Annotated in this window: 16 protein-coding genes; 11 read left to right on the top strand and 5 right to left on the bottom strand. The window is 56.8% G+C overall.

The genetic code is table 11. From position 1 onward, the window contains the following. The first annotated feature begins 144 nt into the window (after nt 1-144). The 3 genes from PSTEL_RS24920 to PSTEL_RS24910 are packed head-to-tail and all read left to right on the top strand — an operon-like array spanning nt 145 to nt 2,041. Nucleotides 145-1,038, top strand: a complete 894-nt coding sequence (locus PSTEL_RS24920; RefSeq protein ID WP_038699549.1) for a methyltransferase — start codon at nt 145-147, stop codon at nt 1,036-1,038. Beyond that, nucleotides 1,028-1,561, top strand: a complete 534-nt coding sequence (locus PSTEL_RS24915; protein WP_038699547.1) for a hypothetical protein — start codon at nt 1,028-1,030, stop codon at nt 1,559-1,561. The genes PSTEL_RS24920 and PSTEL_RS24915 overlap by 11 nt, the downstream gene beginning before the upstream one ends. A gap of 30 nt (nt 1,562-1,591) precedes the next feature. Next, nucleotides 1,592-2,041, top strand: coding sequence for a GNAT family N-acetyltransferase (locus tag PSTEL_RS24910; protein ID WP_038699545.1), 450 nt, complete (start codon nt 1,592-1,594; stop codon nt 2,039-2,041). A gap of 190 nt (nt 2,042-2,231) precedes the next feature. Here the strand turns inward: PSTEL_RS24910 and PSTEL_RS26555 are convergent, their stop codons facing one another. Continuing rightward, nucleotides 2,232-3,704: a helix-turn-helix domain-containing protein gene (locus PSTEL_RS26555; protein WP_052098994.1), complete on the bottom strand. Its 1,473-nt coding sequence runs from the start codon at nt 3,702-3,704 to the stop codon at nt 2,232-2,234. A gap of 460 nt (nt 3,705-4,164) precedes the next feature. On the opposite strand from PSTEL_RS26555, the gene PSTEL_RS24900 reads away from it, so the two are divergent. From PSTEL_RS24900 to PSTEL_RS24890, 3 genes are read left to right on the top strand one after another with little or no spacing between them, the layout of a single operon-like run. Continuing rightward, nucleotides 4,165-5,754, top strand: coding sequence for a methyl-accepting chemotaxis protein (locus PSTEL_RS24900; protein ID WP_038699543.1), 1,590 nt, complete (start codon nt 4,165-4,167; stop codon nt 5,752-5,754). Between the two features lie 13 nt (nt 5,755-5,767). Beyond that, entirely contained in the window at nt 5,768-6,193 is a 426-nt protein-coding gene (locus PSTEL_RS24895; RefSeq protein WP_038699541.1) for a chemotaxis protein CheW, read from the top strand. 15 nt (nt 6,194-6,208) lie between these two features. After that, nucleotides 6,209-8,254 (top strand): chemotaxis protein CheA, encoded by a 2,046-nt coding sequence (locus PSTEL_RS24890; protein WP_038699539.1) that lies wholly within the window; start codon nt 6,209-6,211, stop codon nt 8,252-8,254. 599 nt (nt 8,255-8,853) lie between these two features. Here PSTEL_RS24890 and PSTEL_RS24885 read toward each other — a convergent pair. Next, the gene (locus PSTEL_RS24885) at nt 8,854-9,141 is read right to left on the bottom strand and encodes a hypothetical protein (RefSeq protein WP_038699537.1); all 288 of its coding nucleotides are present in this window, start codon (nt 9,139-9,141) and stop codon (nt 8,854-8,856) included. Between the two features lie 41 nt (nt 9,142-9,182). Between PSTEL_RS24885 and PSTEL_RS27795 the strand changes: the two genes are divergently transcribed. Continuing rightward, the gene (locus tag PSTEL_RS27795; RefSeq protein WP_156995960.1) at nt 9,183-9,371 is read left to right on the top strand and encodes a hypothetical protein; all 189 of its coding nucleotides are present in this window, start codon (nt 9,183-9,185) and stop codon (nt 9,369-9,371) included. A gap of 10 nt (nt 9,372-9,381) precedes the next feature. Here PSTEL_RS27795 and PSTEL_RS24880 read toward each other — a convergent pair whose 3' ends face one another. Next, the gene (locus PSTEL_RS24880) at nt 9,382-10,221 is read right to left on the bottom strand and encodes a 1,4-dihydroxy-6-naphtoate synthase (protein ID WP_038701659.1); all 840 of its coding nucleotides are present in this window, start codon (nt 10,219-10,221) and stop codon (nt 9,382-9,384) included. Then, complete coding sequence (locus PSTEL_RS24875; protein WP_084065319.1) at nt 10,218-10,946, bottom strand: futalosine hydrolase; 729 nt, start codon at nt 10,944-10,946, stop codon at nt 10,218-10,220. The genes PSTEL_RS24880 and PSTEL_RS24875 overlap by 4 nt, the downstream gene beginning before the upstream one ends. Before the next feature lie 203 nt (nt 10,947-11,149). On the opposite strand from PSTEL_RS24875, the gene PSTEL_RS24870 reads away from it, so the two are divergent. From PSTEL_RS24870 to PSTEL_RS24855, 4 genes are all read left to right on the top strand, one after another. Then, the gene (locus PSTEL_RS24870) at nt 11,150-11,626 is read left to right on the top strand and encodes a MarR family winged helix-turn-helix transcriptional regulator (RefSeq protein WP_084065317.1); all 477 of its coding nucleotides are present in this window, start codon (nt 11,150-11,152) and stop codon (nt 11,624-11,626) included. A gap of 179 nt (nt 11,627-11,805) precedes the next feature. Further along, entirely contained in the window at nt 11,806-12,201 is a 396-nt protein-coding gene (locus PSTEL_RS24865; RefSeq protein WP_038699535.1) for a DoxX family protein, read from the top strand. A 44-nt stretch (nt 12,202-12,245) separates the two neighbouring features. After that, the gene (locus tag PSTEL_RS24860; protein ID WP_038699533.1) at nt 12,246-13,196 is read left to right on the top strand and encodes a ring-cleaving dioxygenase; all 951 of its coding nucleotides are present in this window, start codon (nt 12,246-12,248) and stop codon (nt 13,194-13,196) included. After that, nucleotides 13,193-13,801 (top strand): alpha/beta hydrolase, encoded by a 609-nt coding sequence (locus tag PSTEL_RS24855; protein WP_038699531.1) that lies wholly within the window; start codon nt 13,193-13,195, stop codon nt 13,799-13,801. Before PSTEL_RS24860 ends, PSTEL_RS24855 begins: the two co-directional genes overlap by 4 nt. A gap of 329 nt (nt 13,802-14,130) precedes the next feature. Here PSTEL_RS24855 and PSTEL_RS24850 read toward each other — a convergent pair whose 3' ends face one another. After that, on the bottom strand, nt 14,131-16,452 hold the full coding sequence (locus tag PSTEL_RS24850; RefSeq protein ID WP_245625027.1) for a putative bifunctional diguanylate cyclase/phosphodiesterase: 2,322 nt from the start codon (nt 16,450-16,452) through the stop codon (nt 14,131-14,133). Between the last annotated feature and the right edge of the window lie 426 nt (nt 16,453-16,878).

Below are 16,878 nucleotides of genomic sequence, written 5' to 3'. Positions count from 1 at the left end.
GGATATGCCGAACGAAATTCAAGGCCGCCGCTTGTCCGCCCGGGCCGGCAGGGTGGAATCGGCCGCGGCCGAAGAACAGGAAGGGCAGTACAGCCGGCTGCCTGAATTCATCATGAAGTAATCCGAGTGCAGAGGAGAGCGCCTATGTCCGACTACTATTGGGATAAGCAGATCGAGTACCTGAACAGCACCCGCTGTTTGTATTACAACGATGATTATCTGGAATTTCTGGTCAAAGGCGTTTGGGGAATCGAAAGGCCGGTCAGCCTGGTCGATTACGGCTGCGGCTACGGTTACTTGGGGCTGAAGCTGCTCCCCCTGCTCCCGAAGGGCTCCCGCTATACCGGGATCGACAAAGGGAAGGATTTGATCGCCAAGGCCAGGGAGATTTTTGCAGAGCTTGATTATGAAACCGAATTCATTGAAGCTTCCGTTGAGGATATCCGGCCCAAGCGGCGGTACGATATTGCGGTCTGTCACGCTTTTCTGCTTCATATGGCGGATGTGGAGGATGTCCTTGGGAGAATGGTCGACAGCGTGGTGAACCAGGGGATGGTGATCTGCTTCGAGCCCCACTGGATCGGGAACATCTCCAATTATGGGCTGGAAGGAACTCCGCAGTCCAAGATTGCGAGCCTCGGCATCCTCCAGCGCCTGTACGAGAACGATGCGCAGCGGACGGGCAAGGACGGGAATATCGGGCTGCGGCTGCCGATTCTGCTCAGCGAGCTGGGGTTAAGCCGAGTGGAATGCCGGGTGAGCGACAAGGTGAATTTTCTGGATCGGCGGATGGACCCGGAGAGCCGGAGCAGACTGTTCCGCTCTCTCAAAATCGAGGGCCTGGGCCAGGAGCCCGGCGATTACCAGCGAACGGTGACACAGCTGATCGCGCGGGGCTTAAGTCATGAGGAGGCGCGCCGGCAGTATGATGCAGAGATGCTCTTCTCCAGGGAGTTCACGGAGGAATCCTGGTTAACTTACGCGCCCAATATGAAGATTACATTCGGTACGGTGGAGCGGCCTTGCGATGAAGATTAACCTGTATCACTATTACGAACGGGAAAGGGGACCCTTCCGCAATCTCTCCAGTCTTTCCAGGGAAGAGGCCCGGGCGGTCTCCCGCGAATTGAAGACGAACGGGGATGTATTTGCCAGCCGCCGGCAGGACGATTATATGGAAATCCGCCGGGAGCTGGAGCAGCGGGCAAGAGAGCTGTTCCTCCGGAAGGGCGGCAGGCCCGTTCTTCCTTATCCCCATTACATGACCCTCGGCGAATGCCTCTGGGTGAAGAGCTGGTACAGGGAGGGGAGGGAAGTTGCCATCAGTCTGGATGACTTTGCCCCGGGGACTGTCAGCTTCACCTATGGCGATCTGTTCCCGGCTATGCGTTTCCAGGACGGCAGGGAGTACAGGGGGCAGGTCTATACGACCGATGAAATACCGGGGCTGATCAGCCGCTTCGGGCTTCCGCAGGAATGGAACCCGGCTGGCGAGCAGGGACCGGAACGGTACATCGAGGCGCAAATTTGGGACGACGCCATTCTGAAGCGCTATTTGTGATATTAACGAACCCGGGAGGTATTTCATATCATGTCTGACGAAGCTGTAGTTCGATTGATTAACCGCCAGGAGCTCCCTGGGCTTCTTCAGCTGTACCGCCATCTTCATCCCGATGATCCCGATCTGGAACCAGGCTCGCTGCAGGAGCAGTGGGATGTTATCATGAACGATCCGGGCATGAAGATCATTGTCGTGGAGCGGGACGGGATGCTGGTCGCTTCCTGCGTTCTGCTCGTTGCCCTGAACTTGACCAGAGGCGCAAGACCCTTCGGCTTGATCGAGAATGTGGTGACACACAGCGGGTTTCGCAAGCTGGGATATGGCCGGATGGCGCTGGACTATGCGGTTGAATATGCGAGGGGGCAGAACTGCTATAAGGTCATGCTGCTGACGGGTTCGAAAATGGAGGGCGTCCACACGTTCTACGAGAGCTGCGGCTTTCAGAAGGGCACCAAGACCGGGTTCGTCCTGAGCCTGTAGGAGAAGCGAGGTTCCATTGGGGGGCCCCCGATATGCAGAGGACGTCTGTTCAAGGAGAGCAGGCGTTTTTTGCGTTTTTGCATCTGTCGCTCTTCCTGGCGTTGGCTGGAACGGTTTCAAGTTAAGTTCTTGTTCGCAAATCGGGAAGTGAACGAAGCCGCCGCGTACGCACGCAGCGGCTTGTTGCCGGTTATCCCATCTTCTCAAGCAAGCCCTTGATTAGCCCGAGGGCCCGATAGTCCAATTCCTTGCATATGCGGATGAGCCTGGCGATCGCCTCCCGGTTGTCCCGCAATGCCAGCGCTTTGGCCTGCGGCTCGCCCATACAAAGATCAGCGTGGTATTTCTGCATCTTCCATGCGGTCTGATGCTCATTATGAAAGACCTCTGCAATTTCGCGAAGATCGCTGCTAAGCTCCGGGAAACTCTCCGCCGCCTCTGCCAGGAAACTACTGGCATACGCGCGTCCCTCCGACACCATAGTGAACGCATCGCCCTGACACATCAGGCGCTCCATCAGCATCGGAAGCGGCGCGTCTTTCGGGAACTGGGTTTCGTCCAACAAGGAGCGTTCCCATTCGTCAAACGCCGATTGACCTCCGGCATATTGATTCACGTCATGCGCTTCCATCATTTCGACGGCAAGGCGAAGCGTGTTCTTCAGGAACGATCTCTCGTCCGGAAGAGGACCGGCATCGCCGACCGCCATAACTCCAATAGTCTCACTGTGTTCATACCAGCTGCGGCGGATAAAGTAACCGCATGGATCGGTATCGAGCGAACCTTTCCATTCGGTGAAGTCCTGGAAGAAATTCCAGCCGAGCAGAGCGTCCCCGTTATCCCGGTAACCTGTAATGACACAGGCCTCCGGCGGACCAATAATTCCGAATCCGATGACGGGGCGTCCGGCGTTGATCTCCTGGCGGATCAAAGCGGCCATTTCGCTTTGGTTGCCGTCCTTTTTCTCGAGAAATACGCCTGTACGTCCCGCCGCGGCAAATGCCAAGTGTATGGGTTCCATCGGGTCGTGACGGCTTGCCAGGATATCAACATTGCCCCCGTCCCACATTTCCCGATTCCACATCAGGCGGAAAGCCGCGCCGGACCCGGCCAGCAGGCGTGCATAGGAAATGGATTGTCCCGCATAGGTCAGACAGGCCCTGAGCGAGGAAATGAAAGGCGTGAGCTCGGGCGGATCGTTGTAATAGCTGACTTTGGGGACACCGTATAACACGATGCCGCCAGATGAAGTATCTTGCGTCGTCATTGTTTCATCATTCTCCTTTTGGACAATGACAGGGGCCATCATGCCCGGTACAATCACAACGCCGCGCACCACAGCGTCCGATTGACGAAAGGCGGTCGGGGTTTGACCTGTCATGATTCGAAACGCGCGTGTGAACGCATCATGCGAAGCGAAGCCGTAATCCAGCGCGATCTCCGTAACGCTTCGCCCGGTGTTGCGTAGAGCGAATGCGGCACCCGACAGCCGTCTGGAGCGGACATATTGCGCAATGCTCTGCCCGGTACCGTTCTTGAAGATGCGGCGGAAGTAATCCTCATCATACCCGGCGACCTTTGCCAATACTTTGCTATCCAGAGCTTCGTTGATATGCGTTTCAATGTAGGAAACCACCGATTTGAGCGTTAGATCGTGAAACATAAGCCACCTGCCCTGCACTTGATTGTCCCCGGAGACAAGTAAATTTTATCATGGCCGGCGGCGAAGCACTCGACGATTTTGAACCTTGCTAAGGAACAGTCAGTCCATCTGGAGCTGTGCTCATTTCCAGCTGGAAACGCCGATTGGGCTCACAACTCTCTTAATAAAAATATTATTTTGCGCAAAAACACCGTCTTGCATAGGTAATACCAAAGTATTATATGAATAGTCATATGGTTAGAAAATAATAGTAGGCTAATATACCTATCAATATGAACATAAAGGTCCGATATCCGGGATTGTATATAAGCTTTTTAATAATTATGGCAAAAAAACATATCAAAGTGTGGCGAATATTGTCGATAAGGACTATAGATGCCTGGTTCCCATGGAATGGGATCAGAGTGGGAATTAAGGTGTAAATGCAGGTGCGATCATGTAAAACGGGGGGAGTAAGTGTATGAAGTGGTTTGGTAACTTGAAGACGGTAACAAAGATCATTTCCGCATTTTTGATCGTTGCGCTGCTGTTGGCGGCGCTGGGGGTCTACTCGAGTCTGACGATGCGGAACATGAACAAGAATGCGATCGAGCTGTACAGCAACAACCTGATTTCAGTGAGTACGCTAGGAGGAGCTCAAACCTCTTTTCAGAAGGCGAGAGTGCTGGTCCGGGATTTGAGCACCGCGACTTCGGCGTCGAATCGGGAGAACTATGAGAAGGAGCTCAACGCTACCGTTCAGGATATTGAGAAAAACATCGAGCAGTATCGGCCTCGGGCGGCCACGGCGAAAGAACAGGAAATTATGAAAAGCCTGGACCCGGAATTCTCCATATATAAAGATCTTCTTAGTCAAGGGGTGCAGATTGCCAAAGAGAAGAGTCCGGAAGCATTCCTTAAATTCAGAGCGGAGTCTTTAAAACCGCAGACAGATAAAGTTTCCAATCTGTTGGATCAATTATCGGATCTGAATGTCGAGATTGCAGCGGCAACGAATGATGAAACCCAAAATTACTATTCAACGGGCATCACAGTAACTGTGGTCATCATCATTGTCGCCCTCGTTCTCAGCATTCTGATCGGCACCTTGATCGCCAGATCCATTTCGAAGCCGCTGCTTCAGATGGTCGGGGTCGCGAGCAAAGTGGCGGATGGCGATTTGACCGAGCAGGTAGCGATATCCACCAAAGATGAAGCGGGGCAGCTGGCCTCGGCGGTTAACCGGATGGTAGACAATTTAAGAGGACTGGTTGACGGCATCGTGATGAACTCGCAAAGTGTGGCCGCATCGTCGCAGCAGATTTCGGCGAGCACCGAGGAAATCGCCAGCACAAGCACCAGCCAGTCCACTGAGGCGGGGAATATTACCCATCTGTTCAAAGAGCTGTCCACTGCTATCGACTCTGTGGCCAACAGCGCGGAAGAAGCAGCGGATCTGTCCAATGAAACGGTGGCGACGGCGCGTGAGGGCGGCAAGGTAGTTGAGGCTTCGCTGATGGGAATGCAGGCAGTCAACGGTAAAATGGCCCAGCTGGAGAGCGACTCCCAGAAGATCGGCGACATTATCGAAGTGATCGACGATATCGCCGAGCAGACCAATCTGCTGGCGCTCAATGCGGCGATCGAAGCGGCGCGCGCAGGCGAGCAGGGGCGCGGCTTTGCCGTTGTGGCCGATGAGGTGCGGAAGCTGGCTGAGCGAAGCGGAGAAGCAACGAAGGAGATTACGACGATTATCAAGGCGATGCAGGATAATACGAAGCAGAGCGTACAAGCGGTCGCCGATAGCGTGCAGCAGTCCTCCCGGACAGGAGAGGCGTTCGAACGGATTATCGGCATGGTTAATGATTCGTCGATCAAGGTTAATGAAATCGCCGCAGCCTGCGAGGAAGAGTCGGCCCAGGCGGCGGAAGTCATGCAGGCCGTACAGTCCATCGCCGCTTCAAGCGAAGAGTCGGCGGCCGCATCGGAAGAGACGGCAGCAACCTGCCAATCGCTTGCCCAGTTGTCCCAGGATCTGGCCGCAGCTGCGGCTGTATTTAAAATCCGTTAGAGGAGGGATGGCTATGACCTCGCTTCAGCAAGACCAATATATTGAACTTGCCGTAGGCGCCGAGACCTGCGCAATGCGCATTGAAGACGTTCATGAAATTATCAAGATGCTCGCCATTACGGATATCCCTTTCAGCCGCCATGAGGTGAAGGGAGTCGTCAATCTGAGAGGAAAAGTCGTTCCGGTCATGAGCCTGAGGAATCTGCTTGGCATGCCCGATGAGCCGTACACAAGGGCGACCCGGATCATCGTCGTCCGTTACCAGGAGGAGTTTGTCGGCATGATTGTCGACAAGGTGAACCGGGTTACGACCTATGGAGAGATTCACCCTCCAACCGGACAAACCGGCATCCCCCATGCGGGAGTCTATCAGGGGATCGGCCAGCGTGACGACCGGCTGATCGGTATTCTGAAGCTTGAAGATATCCTGGGCGGATAGGGGGAAAAGGCAATTATGATGGACTTATCGGCGTACCGGGATATTTTTATAGAGGAGCTGAACGAACAGCTGGAGAGGATGGACCAGACGCTGCTCTCGCTGGAGCGTTCGCCTTCTCCTGAGTATGTGCAGACGTTGTTCCGCTCGGCCCATACGGTCAAAGGCTCCTCATCCACTATGGCCTTCGGTGAAATGAGCGAACTGACCCACCAGGTGGAATATGCGCTGGAATGGGTTCGGGAGAATAATGCCGCCATCGGCTCCGAATTCATCGATCTGATGTTTAGAGCGCTGGACGCCATGAAGACGCTTCGGGACGAATATATCGGGGGCGGACCGTTCTCCGACTTCTCCGCGCTCGTATCGGAGATCCGCTCGTTGATCAGCCGTCCTTCCGGAGAGATGGCGGCTGCGCAGCGGAAGCAGCTGGTGCTGGGACCGGAGGAGACGCTAAAAGCGGACGAACAGGCAGCAGCGGGACGAACGCTGCTGGAGGTCCGGATCGAGCTGGCCGGAGACTGCCTGATGAAGGCGGCGAGATACCAGATCGTGATGAACCGGAGCGAGGATGAGCTCGGAACCGTCATTGCCTCGACACAGCCGCTGCAGGGAACCGGCGCTACAGAGGAAGAGGATGAGACGTACCGGCTGTTCGCCTTCGTGATCGGGACGCAGTTGGAGGCCCAAGCGCTGCAGGACAAGCTGTCGGGATTCTCGGATGTGCAGTCGGTAGAGGTACTGCCGTTCACCGCCGGGGCTGCCGCTGCGTCCGCATCGTCAGCGGCTTGCATCGAACAGTCCCCAGCTCCTCATCCCGCAGAGGCTTCGGCTCCGGCCCAGGCTCCGAGCCGGCAGGCCGCGCCTTCCGGAGGAGAGCCTGCGAAGGGAGCGTCCCAGACCGTTCGGGTCAGCGTGGACCGGCTTGACCACCTCATGAACCTGGTCGGGGAGCTGCTGATCGACCAGACCTCGCTCGCCGATCTTCGGACTGAGGGCCTGCGGGGCGACCCGGCACAGGCGCTTAATACGATCGGCGGCGTATCGGATCACATGAGCAGGGTGATCAAGGAGCTGCAGGACGGGGTCATGAAGACCCGGATGCTGCCGATCGACCAGTTGTTCAGCCGGTTCCCCCGGCTGGTCCGGGATCTGTCCCAGAAGCTGGGCAAGCAGCTGGATCTGGTCATTCAGGGCGGAGAGACAGAACTGGACCGCACGATTATCGAGGAGCTCGGCGATCCGCTGATTCACCTGATCCGCAACAGCGCCGATCACGGAATCGAGAGCCCGGAGGCGCGCGCCGCCGCGGGCAAGCCGGAGAAAGGCCGCATCTCCCTCACCTCGTTCCATGAGGAGAATCATGTTGTGATTATGCTGGAGGACGACGGCAAGGGCATTGATGGAGAGATCATCAAGGCCAGCGCCATCCGGAAAGGGCTGATTACGGAAGAGCAGGCCGTCCGTCTTACCCAGGCGGAGGCCGTCAATCTGATCTTCGAGCCCGGCTTCTCCACCGCCTCCCAGGTCAGTGAAGTATCCGGGCGCGGCGTCGGCATGGACATCGTCCGCAGCCAGATTGGCAGACTGAACGGCATTATCGACATTGATACCCGACCCGGTGCCGGCACGAGATTCACAATCCGTCTTCCGCTCACACTGGCTATCATCAAGGGGCTTCTCGTCAAAGTGGCGGGCAGGCTGGTCATTATTCCGATGTACAATGTATCCGAGATCGTCCGGATTTCGCCGGACGACGTGCAGAGCATTCAGGGCCAGAGAGCCATTATCAATCACGGCAAAATCGTTCCGCTGTACTGGCTGCATGACAAGCTTCATTATCACCGGACCGAGCGGACAGCGAAGTCGATTCCGGTGGTCATTGTGAAATCGGTGGAGAAGAGCGCCGCCTTCGGCGTGGATGAGATTATCGGCAACCAGGAAGTGGTTATCAAGTCGCTGGGAACATATCTCGGCAAGATGAATCATCTCTCGGGAGCTACCATCCTGGGCAACGGCAGCGTGGCGCTCATTCTGGAGGCGCCGTTTCTGGTGAACGGATAGTGCTTTTGGCAAGAAGGGATGCTTCGAACAGTTTTCGATGTTCGGAGCAGCTGGATGCCAAGTGAGTCGTTGTGGAAAGTCATGCTCCGAACCGTCCGCAAGCATCATGCGGAATCCCGGCTATGGCCGGGAGGCGGTGACTCTCCGATTACTTGAGGATCGCTGCTCTGCGTTTTTGGTCTACTGCAGCTTGCTTTCGTAGATTATGGGCAGGCGCCAGCCACCTTTTGAGGTGGTTGGTGGTACTTTCGTTTTTCCCAAAAGGGGCGATTTCTTTTTTGTGATGGTAGATAGGTTTGTAGACTCTTTTTCCGCTTAAAGCAGCGGAGAGGACGGAACGACCTGCGCAGAAGCGGCAGCGGTCGCCTTGCTCTCCGGATTTTTACCGTTGAAGGGAATGAAAAAAATCTGGAGAGCACAGCGATTGGAACAACGGTCCGTTCGCGGAGCGTCCATTTAAGCGACTACGTTGATCCTAGTATAAAAAAAGAAGCTGGCCCAAGCAGCCATTTCATGGCTTTTGGGACAGCCTCAAGGAGTGCCTTAACACCGAGAGGGAGAGAACTGCGGGTGATGCTTGCCGGCTGCGGCGTAGGATGTTAGAAATCGGAAGTGGCGACTTGGATGAAGCCGAAGACCGGACCGGCCGCGGTAGCGAGCAGAGCGGCGACGAGAAGCAGGTTAACCGAGAGCGTCAGGCTGTTGCCGGCGGGAATCGTGTAGGTGATAACTGGAGCGTTGACGCGTGTAATGACGAGATTGACAGGGAAAGTGGAGTTGTTCTGCACAGTAACGGCTGCGTTGATTCCGCCTGTGAGATTTTCGTAATAGGATTTGCCGGTGCCTGCTGCGAGGTTGAAGAACTGCTGCGGCAGAAGAATAGCCATTTCGGAAGACCCCCTTTGCTGTTTGATAGTACATGGTATGCTTGAAATCTAGCAAAGCGGCGACGAATGGCATGGCTTGTTCGCACATTTTAATAGAAAAGACTTTTCGCTGGATTTTCATTCCCGATGCAAAAGGCCCCCAACCCTTTCATAGCAAGGGATTGGGGGCTTTTGCAGGCTTTGCACTGATCCGCTATTGCGCCGATCAGCAAGGTCTCTATCAGGCGTGAAAGAAGGCGGCTAGCGGAGAAGACCCGGGTCGATCCAGGGCACAAGCCCTTCATCGGCTGCCCGATCCAGCAGGCTGGAAATGGCGTTATATCCGCTATCGCCCAGCTCCATCGTAAAATCATTTACATAGAGGTCAATATGTGATTTAGCCACCTGCGGCGACAGCTCCTGCGCGTGGCTCAGCACGTAATCCTGCGAGGCTTCCGGGTGATCCCACGCATAGCGCAGCGAAGCCCGAATCCAGCCGCTGACGGCTCCGGCGTCCAGGTCCCGGCGGGCGATGATGGCGCCGAGCGGGATCGGAAGCCCCGTATCGGTCTCCCACCAGCTTCCCAGATCTACGAGCATATGAAGGCCGTAAGCGGAGTAGGTGAAGCGGGCCTCGTGGATGACCAGTCCCGCGTCGATGATGCCGTCTCTCACGGCCGGCATGATTTCGTGGAACGGCATGACGACAATTTCGCCCACCCCGCCCGGAACATGGCTGGCCGCCCAAAGGCGGAACAGCAAATAGGCGGTGGAGCGTTCGCTCGGCACGGCAACCCGCCGCCTTGACAGTTCTTCCGGACGACGGATGGCGCCTGTTCCGCCGCCAGTCAGCAGCAGCGGGCCGCAGCCCCGGCCAAGCGCGCCGCCGCAGGGCAGGAGCTTGTACCGCTCCAGCACCCAGGGCAGAGCGGCATACGATATCTTGAGCACCTCCGGCCCCGCGCCTTCGGCGGCGAGGCCATTGGTGATGTCGATATCGGCATAGGTTACGTTCAGCTTGGGCGCTCCGGGAACGAGCCCGGCGGCCCAGGCATGAAAGACAAACGTATCGTTGGGGCATGGCGAGTAAGCAATATTCAATTCTGCGGACATTTCAGCACCTCCGATAGTATGGGCCCGGCGGCGGCGAGGGCGGCAAGCGCCTCGCCGATCCGCCAGGCGTCCCGGTCGCGCGGCCCGACCGGGTTCGAAATGGCGCGAATCTCCAGCACCGGGAGATTCAGCGCCGCTGCGGCTGCGGCGACTCCGCAGCCTTCCATGGCCTCGGCGGCCGCGCCGGGTACGCGCGCCGCGAGAGCGGCGGCCGTATCCGCTGTGCCGGTCGCCGTCGAGACCGTGAGCACAGGGCCTGTGCTCACGGGGAGGCCCGCCGCCTCAAGCGCGGCGGCGAGTCTTGCGCCCCGGCCGGTGTCGGCCGGGTAGCGCACGCGGCCGAAGCCGAGCTCGTCCGCGCCGCGGAAGCCTTCCGCCGTCTCGGCTCCGAGATCGGCGAAGATCAGCTCGCTGGCTACGACCAGCGAGCCCACGGCGGCGCGGCCGGGGAAGCCGCCGCCGATGCCGGCGCTGACGACGCAGGCATAACGTCCGGCGCCGGCGGCAAGGGCGGCGGCCGTGCCGGCTGCTGCGGCGGCCGGACCCGCCCCGGCCGCGATCACGGTGAAGCCGGGTGCGCCGCCGAGACCGCGACGGACGGCGTCGGCTTCCACCTCCACCGCCGTGACGATCAGGACGCCGGCTTCAGGTTCCGGCCGGCTATAGGCCTGCTGCCCGATATAGTCCGGGCGCGGCTCCTTGGCATCGTTCATCAGCAAAGCCTCCTTCGGCTTGTTCTTTCTATAAATAGAAGCGTAAATGGTATCATATCGAAGAAAAGGATACACCCCTTTGCCGGGCAAGGTCAATTTGGCATAATTTTTAAACAAGGTGTTGACAATAGAAAAAACGGGGTGTATATTTATCTTAAGTTAAAGATAATTAATTCAAAGATAAATGACGGAGGTGAGAGGGAATGAGCGAAGGCAATGAGAAGCAGGTTGTGGCCGAAGAGATTAGCGGCCGGGATGAGGCGGCATCGCTTAAGCTGTTCGTCGTATTGTCCAAGGCTTACCGGAGCCTGATGGACCGGGCGGTCAAGGATATGAAGAGCCACGGGCTGTCCTCCGCCGAGTTCATGGTGCTGGAGGTGCTGTACCACCGTACCCGAATCCCGCTTCAGCAGATCGGCGAGAAGATTCTCGTGACAAGCGGAAGCATCACCTACAACATCGACAAGCTTGAGAAGAAGGGGCTGCTGAAGCGCGTGCCGTGCAGTGAGGACCGCCGCGTAACCTACGCCGAGATCACCGGAGAGGGACGGGCGCTGTTCGACGAAATCTTTCCGAAGCATGTAGCGACACTGCATGAGATGATGGACGGACTGGATACGGCGGAGAAGGAGCAGGCGATCGGGATGTTGAAGCGTCTCGGTAAAGGGGCCGGTGCTTAGCAGGCCGCATATGCGGCCTAAGGATAAGGATCCCGTGAAACGCTAGGTCAGCCATGGGATCCGCAGAACCCGTGCCGGAATGAAGACAGACTGGCGGCGGATGGCGAGAAAGGCTTTCTTTTTTGCCTAATATCTTAAAATAAAGATTATTAAACCAAAGAGAATGGAGACGATCTAAAATGGTAAGTGTAGGATTATTGCTGATTCGTTTATTTATTGGTATTGCTTTTATCGGTCATGGGGCTCAGAAGCTGTTCGGCTGGTTCGGCGGTTACGGCCCTAAAGGAACGGGCGGCTGGATGGAATCCGTCGGCATCAAGCCCGGCGTGGCGATGGCGGTGCTGGCGGGCGTGCTGGAGCTGGGCGGCGGACTGCTGCTGGCGCTGGGACTATTCACTCCGGTCGGAGCCGTGATGCTGGTTCTGGCGATGGCGGGAGCGCTGAAGGTTCATGCCGGCAATGGCTTCTGGGCCACGGCGAACGGTTACGAATACCCGCTTATGCTGCTTGTAGTTGCGGCTGCCATCGCGCTTGCGGGACCGGGCTCGCTGTCTCTGGATCATCTGCTGTTCTAATTTAATCATGTGGGGCCGCGGGGCCAAGAAAGGGGAAATAAATCATGAAACTTCAAACGGCTGGCATTCATCATATTACGGCGTTCGTACAGGACGCGCAGCGCAATGCGGACTTCTATGCAGGCATTCTGGGACTTCGTCTGGTGAAAAAAACAATCAACTTCGACGCTCCCGAAGTCTATCATCTGTATTTCGGCAATGAGGCAGGAGCGCCTGGCACTATCATTACCTTCTTCCCGTCTCCTGTGGGCCGGAAGGGCCGGATCGGCAGCGGACAGGTTGGCGTAACGGTGTATGCTATCCCTGTCGGCTCGCTCTCCTTCTGGGAGGAACGCCTGAACGCTTACGATATTCCGGTTACGAAAATTCAGCGGATCGGCGAGACGTATTTGTCGCTGGCCGATTATGACGGCTTGCGTGTTGAACTGGTTGAACGGGAGGAAGGTCCGCAGAGCACCTGGTCGTTCGGCGGCGTTCCGGTCGAGCATGCCATCAAGGGCTTCGGCGGGGCCGTACTGTACAGCGCCGCTCCTGCGAGCACCGTGGATACGCTCGTGCATACGCTTGGCTTTGAACGCGTAGCTGACGAAGACGGGTATGTGCGACTGCGGTCAGAAGGTCCTCTGGGCAATGTCGTCGATATCAAAATCGATCCGCTGCCGCTGGGCGCCGGCGGAAGCGGCACTGTGCATCATATCGCCTGGCGGGCGAAGGATGACGCGGAGCAGCTGGAATGGCAGGATTTCGTGGCAAGCCGCGGCTTCCATCCTACACCGGTTCAAGACCGCCAGTACTTTAACGCCATCTACTTCCGCGAATCGGGCGGCATTCTGTTCGAAATCGCGACCGATCCGCCCGGATTCGCCAATGACGAAGAGCCGGATAAGCTCGGTCAGAAGCTTATGCTCCCGTCCTGGTATGAGCCGCACCGCGCGGCAATCGAGGGCAATCTGGCACCCTTTACGGTGCGTGAGCTGGAGGTGAAGCGTCAATGATTCATATCTTTAAGCCTGGAAGCGATGCTTCGAAGCCGGTTCTGGTTCTGTTCCACGGAACGGGCGGCAATGAGCGGGACCTGCTCCCGCTCGGGGAGATGCTGTCTCCGGGATCGGCTCTTCTGGGGATTCGGGGCAATGTGTCGGAGAATGGCATGCCCCGCTTCTTCCGCCGGCTGGCGGAGGGGGTGTTCGATGAGGAGGATCTCGTCTTCCGGACGCATGAAGTAAAGCAGTTTCTGGATGAGGCTGTTGCCAAGTATAATCTGGATGCTTCCGAGCTGATTGCTGTCGGCTACTCCAATGGAGCCAATATCGCGGGCAGTCTGCTGATGCATTACGGCAGTCTCTTCTCATCGGCGGTGCTGCTGCACCCGATGGTTCCGCTGCGCGGCATGGACCTCCCTTCCCTTGAAGGGACGCCGGTCTTCATCGGCGCCGGCCTCAATGATCCGTTGCTCCGTAAGGAGGAGACGGAGGAGCTTCAGGGACTTCTCGAAGGAGCGGGCGCGGAAGTAACCGTTCACTGGGGCAATCAGGGGCATCGGCTGAGCGCCGCCGAAGCGGAAGCGGCCCGGCTGTGGCTGGAGCGCCGGAACAGCTGAGCTGCTGTGCGATCGGACCAGTGAAGCCAATGAGTTGCTGAAGCGACCAGGCCCCTGAAGCGATCGGGCCGCCAGGGTGCCCGGGCAGCATCTCAAGCGGCGCTTACCCTTCCGGGGCCTGGCCGTCCAGGCCCGTTAATATATTAGAACGCAGACAAGGGACAGCCTGCCCCGGTCTGCGTTTTTTGGCGTGTGCCGGTAATGGTGTGATGATTGCGATGCAACTGATATGAGGCTGCAGCGGGTAGTGACGGCGGCTTGGAAAGTCCCGGTATGGTACAGCGAACTCGTGGTGCTGCTGACAGGCCGATGCTGCTGCTTAGGCTGCTTCAAGCCGTCCCTTTTTCCCTGGAGTCCATCCAGTCCAGCAGCATATCCAACGGCAGCGGCCGGCTGAAGTAATACCCCTGCACGGCATCACAGCCCAATGACCGAAGAACTTCGGCCTGGCCGGCGGTCTCCACGCCCTCGGCGACAACCTGCTGGTTCAGGCTGTGGGCCATCACAATCATCGCCTGGACAATGCTGCGGGCCTTGGAATCGCCGTCAATCCCGTCAGTCATGGACTTGTCGATTTTAAATACCTGGAACGGCAGGCTTTGAATAACTGAGAAGGTTGAATAGCCGGTGCCGAAGTCATCCATCGCCAGCTGAATGCCCATGTCGGCCAACTCGCGGAACTGTCGCAGCTGCTGCTCTCTCTGGACCATGTTGGAGCTCTCTGTCACTTCCAGCTGCAGGAGCCGGGGAGGATACCCGGTTTCGGCGAGGATGGCCTTAAGGTTCTCCAGATAATCGCCGGCCGCCAGCTCTTTATTGGACACATTGACAGAGATCACGAGCTCTTCTCTCCCCGCCTGAAGCCAGGAGCTTCCCGTCATGCAGGCCTGCTCCAGAACCCGCCGTCCGAGCGGCACGATAAGTCCCGATTCCTCTGCATAGGGAATGAATATGGAGGGAGGAAGGGCCGATCCGTCAGGCTGAATCCAGCGGACCAGGGCTTCCACGCCCCAAATTCCTCCGGTTGCCAAGTCGATCTGAGGCTGAAAATACAGTCTGAACCGGTTGTCCCTCAGAGCGGCATTCATCTGCTTGCCGAGCAGCAGACCGTGTTCCTGTCTAAGCTTGATTTCCTCTGTGAACACGCGGTATTGCCCGCGGCCATGCCGCTTGGCCTCATAAAGCGCCAGATCGGCGTACTGCAGCAGCTGCTCCGGGCTCGAGCCGTACGGCCGGGACTGGCAAATCCCGATACTGGCCGACACGGTAAAAGACTCCTGCATATAAATAAAAGGCTCTTTCAGACCCTTAATAATGGCTTCGCAGGTCTCTTCGGCGATTTCCTGGTGAGCTCCTTTGAACAGCAGCGCGAATTCATCTCCGCCCAATCGGGATATGATGCTGGCCGATGCGGCACTCCGAGACAGCACATTTCCGACATGCTGAAGCAGCAGGTCGCCGACATGATGTCCCCGGGCATCGTTCAGGTCTTTGAAATAATCGAGATCAATATGGATCAGACTGACGGTCTCTCCGTCCTGCTCTCCCGCCCGCAGCAGATCCGATAGCACTTCCTGAAACTTTCTGCGGTTGCCAAGGCCGGTCAGCGGATCATGGTAGGCCATATAGATAATGCGCTCTTCCGCCTTGATATAGTCTGTAATGTCCCGTATCAATACATATTCAAAGGGCTCCCCGCCCGACTCGATGCTTTCATGTTCAGTCTGGAGAATTCGGGGCTTTCTGCCGGATACCGAGGTTATCCGGACAGTCTCTTTATCCGTGCCCGCTAGGAGTCCGTCTTTGTCGTAAGGAGGGGCCAGCCGTTCAAATTTCTTGTGCAAAAGGTCGCCCTCCCGCAGTCCGAACAGCGACAGCGCGGCGGAATTGGCCTCGATAATCCGCCCGTACCGGTTCAGCAGCACGATGGCCATGGGGGAGCGGTCGTACAGTACCTTATATTTTCGTTCGATGGAAGGCAGAAGCTCGTAGCGGACCATCCCGTAACGGATCATGAAGGCGAACAGAATCAGGCCAAGCGTGCTGGGCTCAGGCATGCTGAAGCTTTCAGAGGTCATAAAATAAGGGTTGAAGCTGGCGAGCCCTATGCCGGAGATCCCGCCGTAGAGATATGCCTGCAGAAGCAGACGCAGCTGTTTGCGTTTTTGCGTTAGCCCGCTTCGTTTTACATAGGTCATGCCCTGATAGAGAAAGTAGAGGCAGGCGCCAAACGTATAGACCGCCGATATCATCACGGCATTGAATGCTGCGGGGCTTGGCATCACATCGGTCCACGGCCCCCTTTGCGTGACGTCGACATACACATAGGAGGAGGGCATGATTAGAAATAAGGCGCAAAAAGCAGGCCCATAACCGAACAATCCGACCCGTGCCTTTGGCCAATGATCAAGACGGTCCGTCATTCGCATAGTGAGATGTATCGAAATTGACATCATCAATAAGGCCGGGACCAGCTTCATCCAGATCGTTACGGCCGGGGCAAATTCGGCAGGAATCAGATTGACCAGCGCATCAGCCAGAAAGAACACCATGATTATGTAAAACAATCCGGAAGAAAGCCGGTTCAGCGTCGTGCGGTTGCGAAGGCCGGTTTCGACCGCAATATAGAAGAAGAAGCCCGTCGGAATCATAAAACATAGAAGGGAAAGCAGATACAGCCAACCGGACATTGTAAACACCTCGCTGATAAGGCTGAATCAATAGACAAGCGCAGCGTCACTCTTTCTAGCAAAACGGGAAAGCATAGGCTGCTGCATATTTCGATCTCTGAAATCTCAGGCTGGTTATGAGGCGCCTTTCCTCGGTAAGCAGTCAGTCCTGGACAAGTAGATTTTAAGCTGATGCTGTACTAGCTCTACTATCTATATCGTCTTTCCGCATGGGTAATTAGATAGAAAAATAACAATTTTTATTAAGGGATTTGCATTTCATCACTGTCCCCGGGGACTTCCGACTCAGAATAAAGGCCAGTCTGGACAGGCGGCAGAGAGCGGGGAGGAGGACTGTCGCATATAAAAAACGGGACATGACCGGGCAGTTGCCCGTCTTATCCCGCC

The sequence above is a fragment of the Paenibacillus stellifer genome (assembly GCF_000758685.1).
Lineage (GTDB): Bacteria > Bacillota > Bacilli > Paenibacillales > Paenibacillaceae > Paenibacillus_AQ > Paenibacillus_AQ stellifer.
Note: the sequence above shows the minus strand (reverse complement) of the source record. Positions and strands in the feature narration are given on the sequence as shown.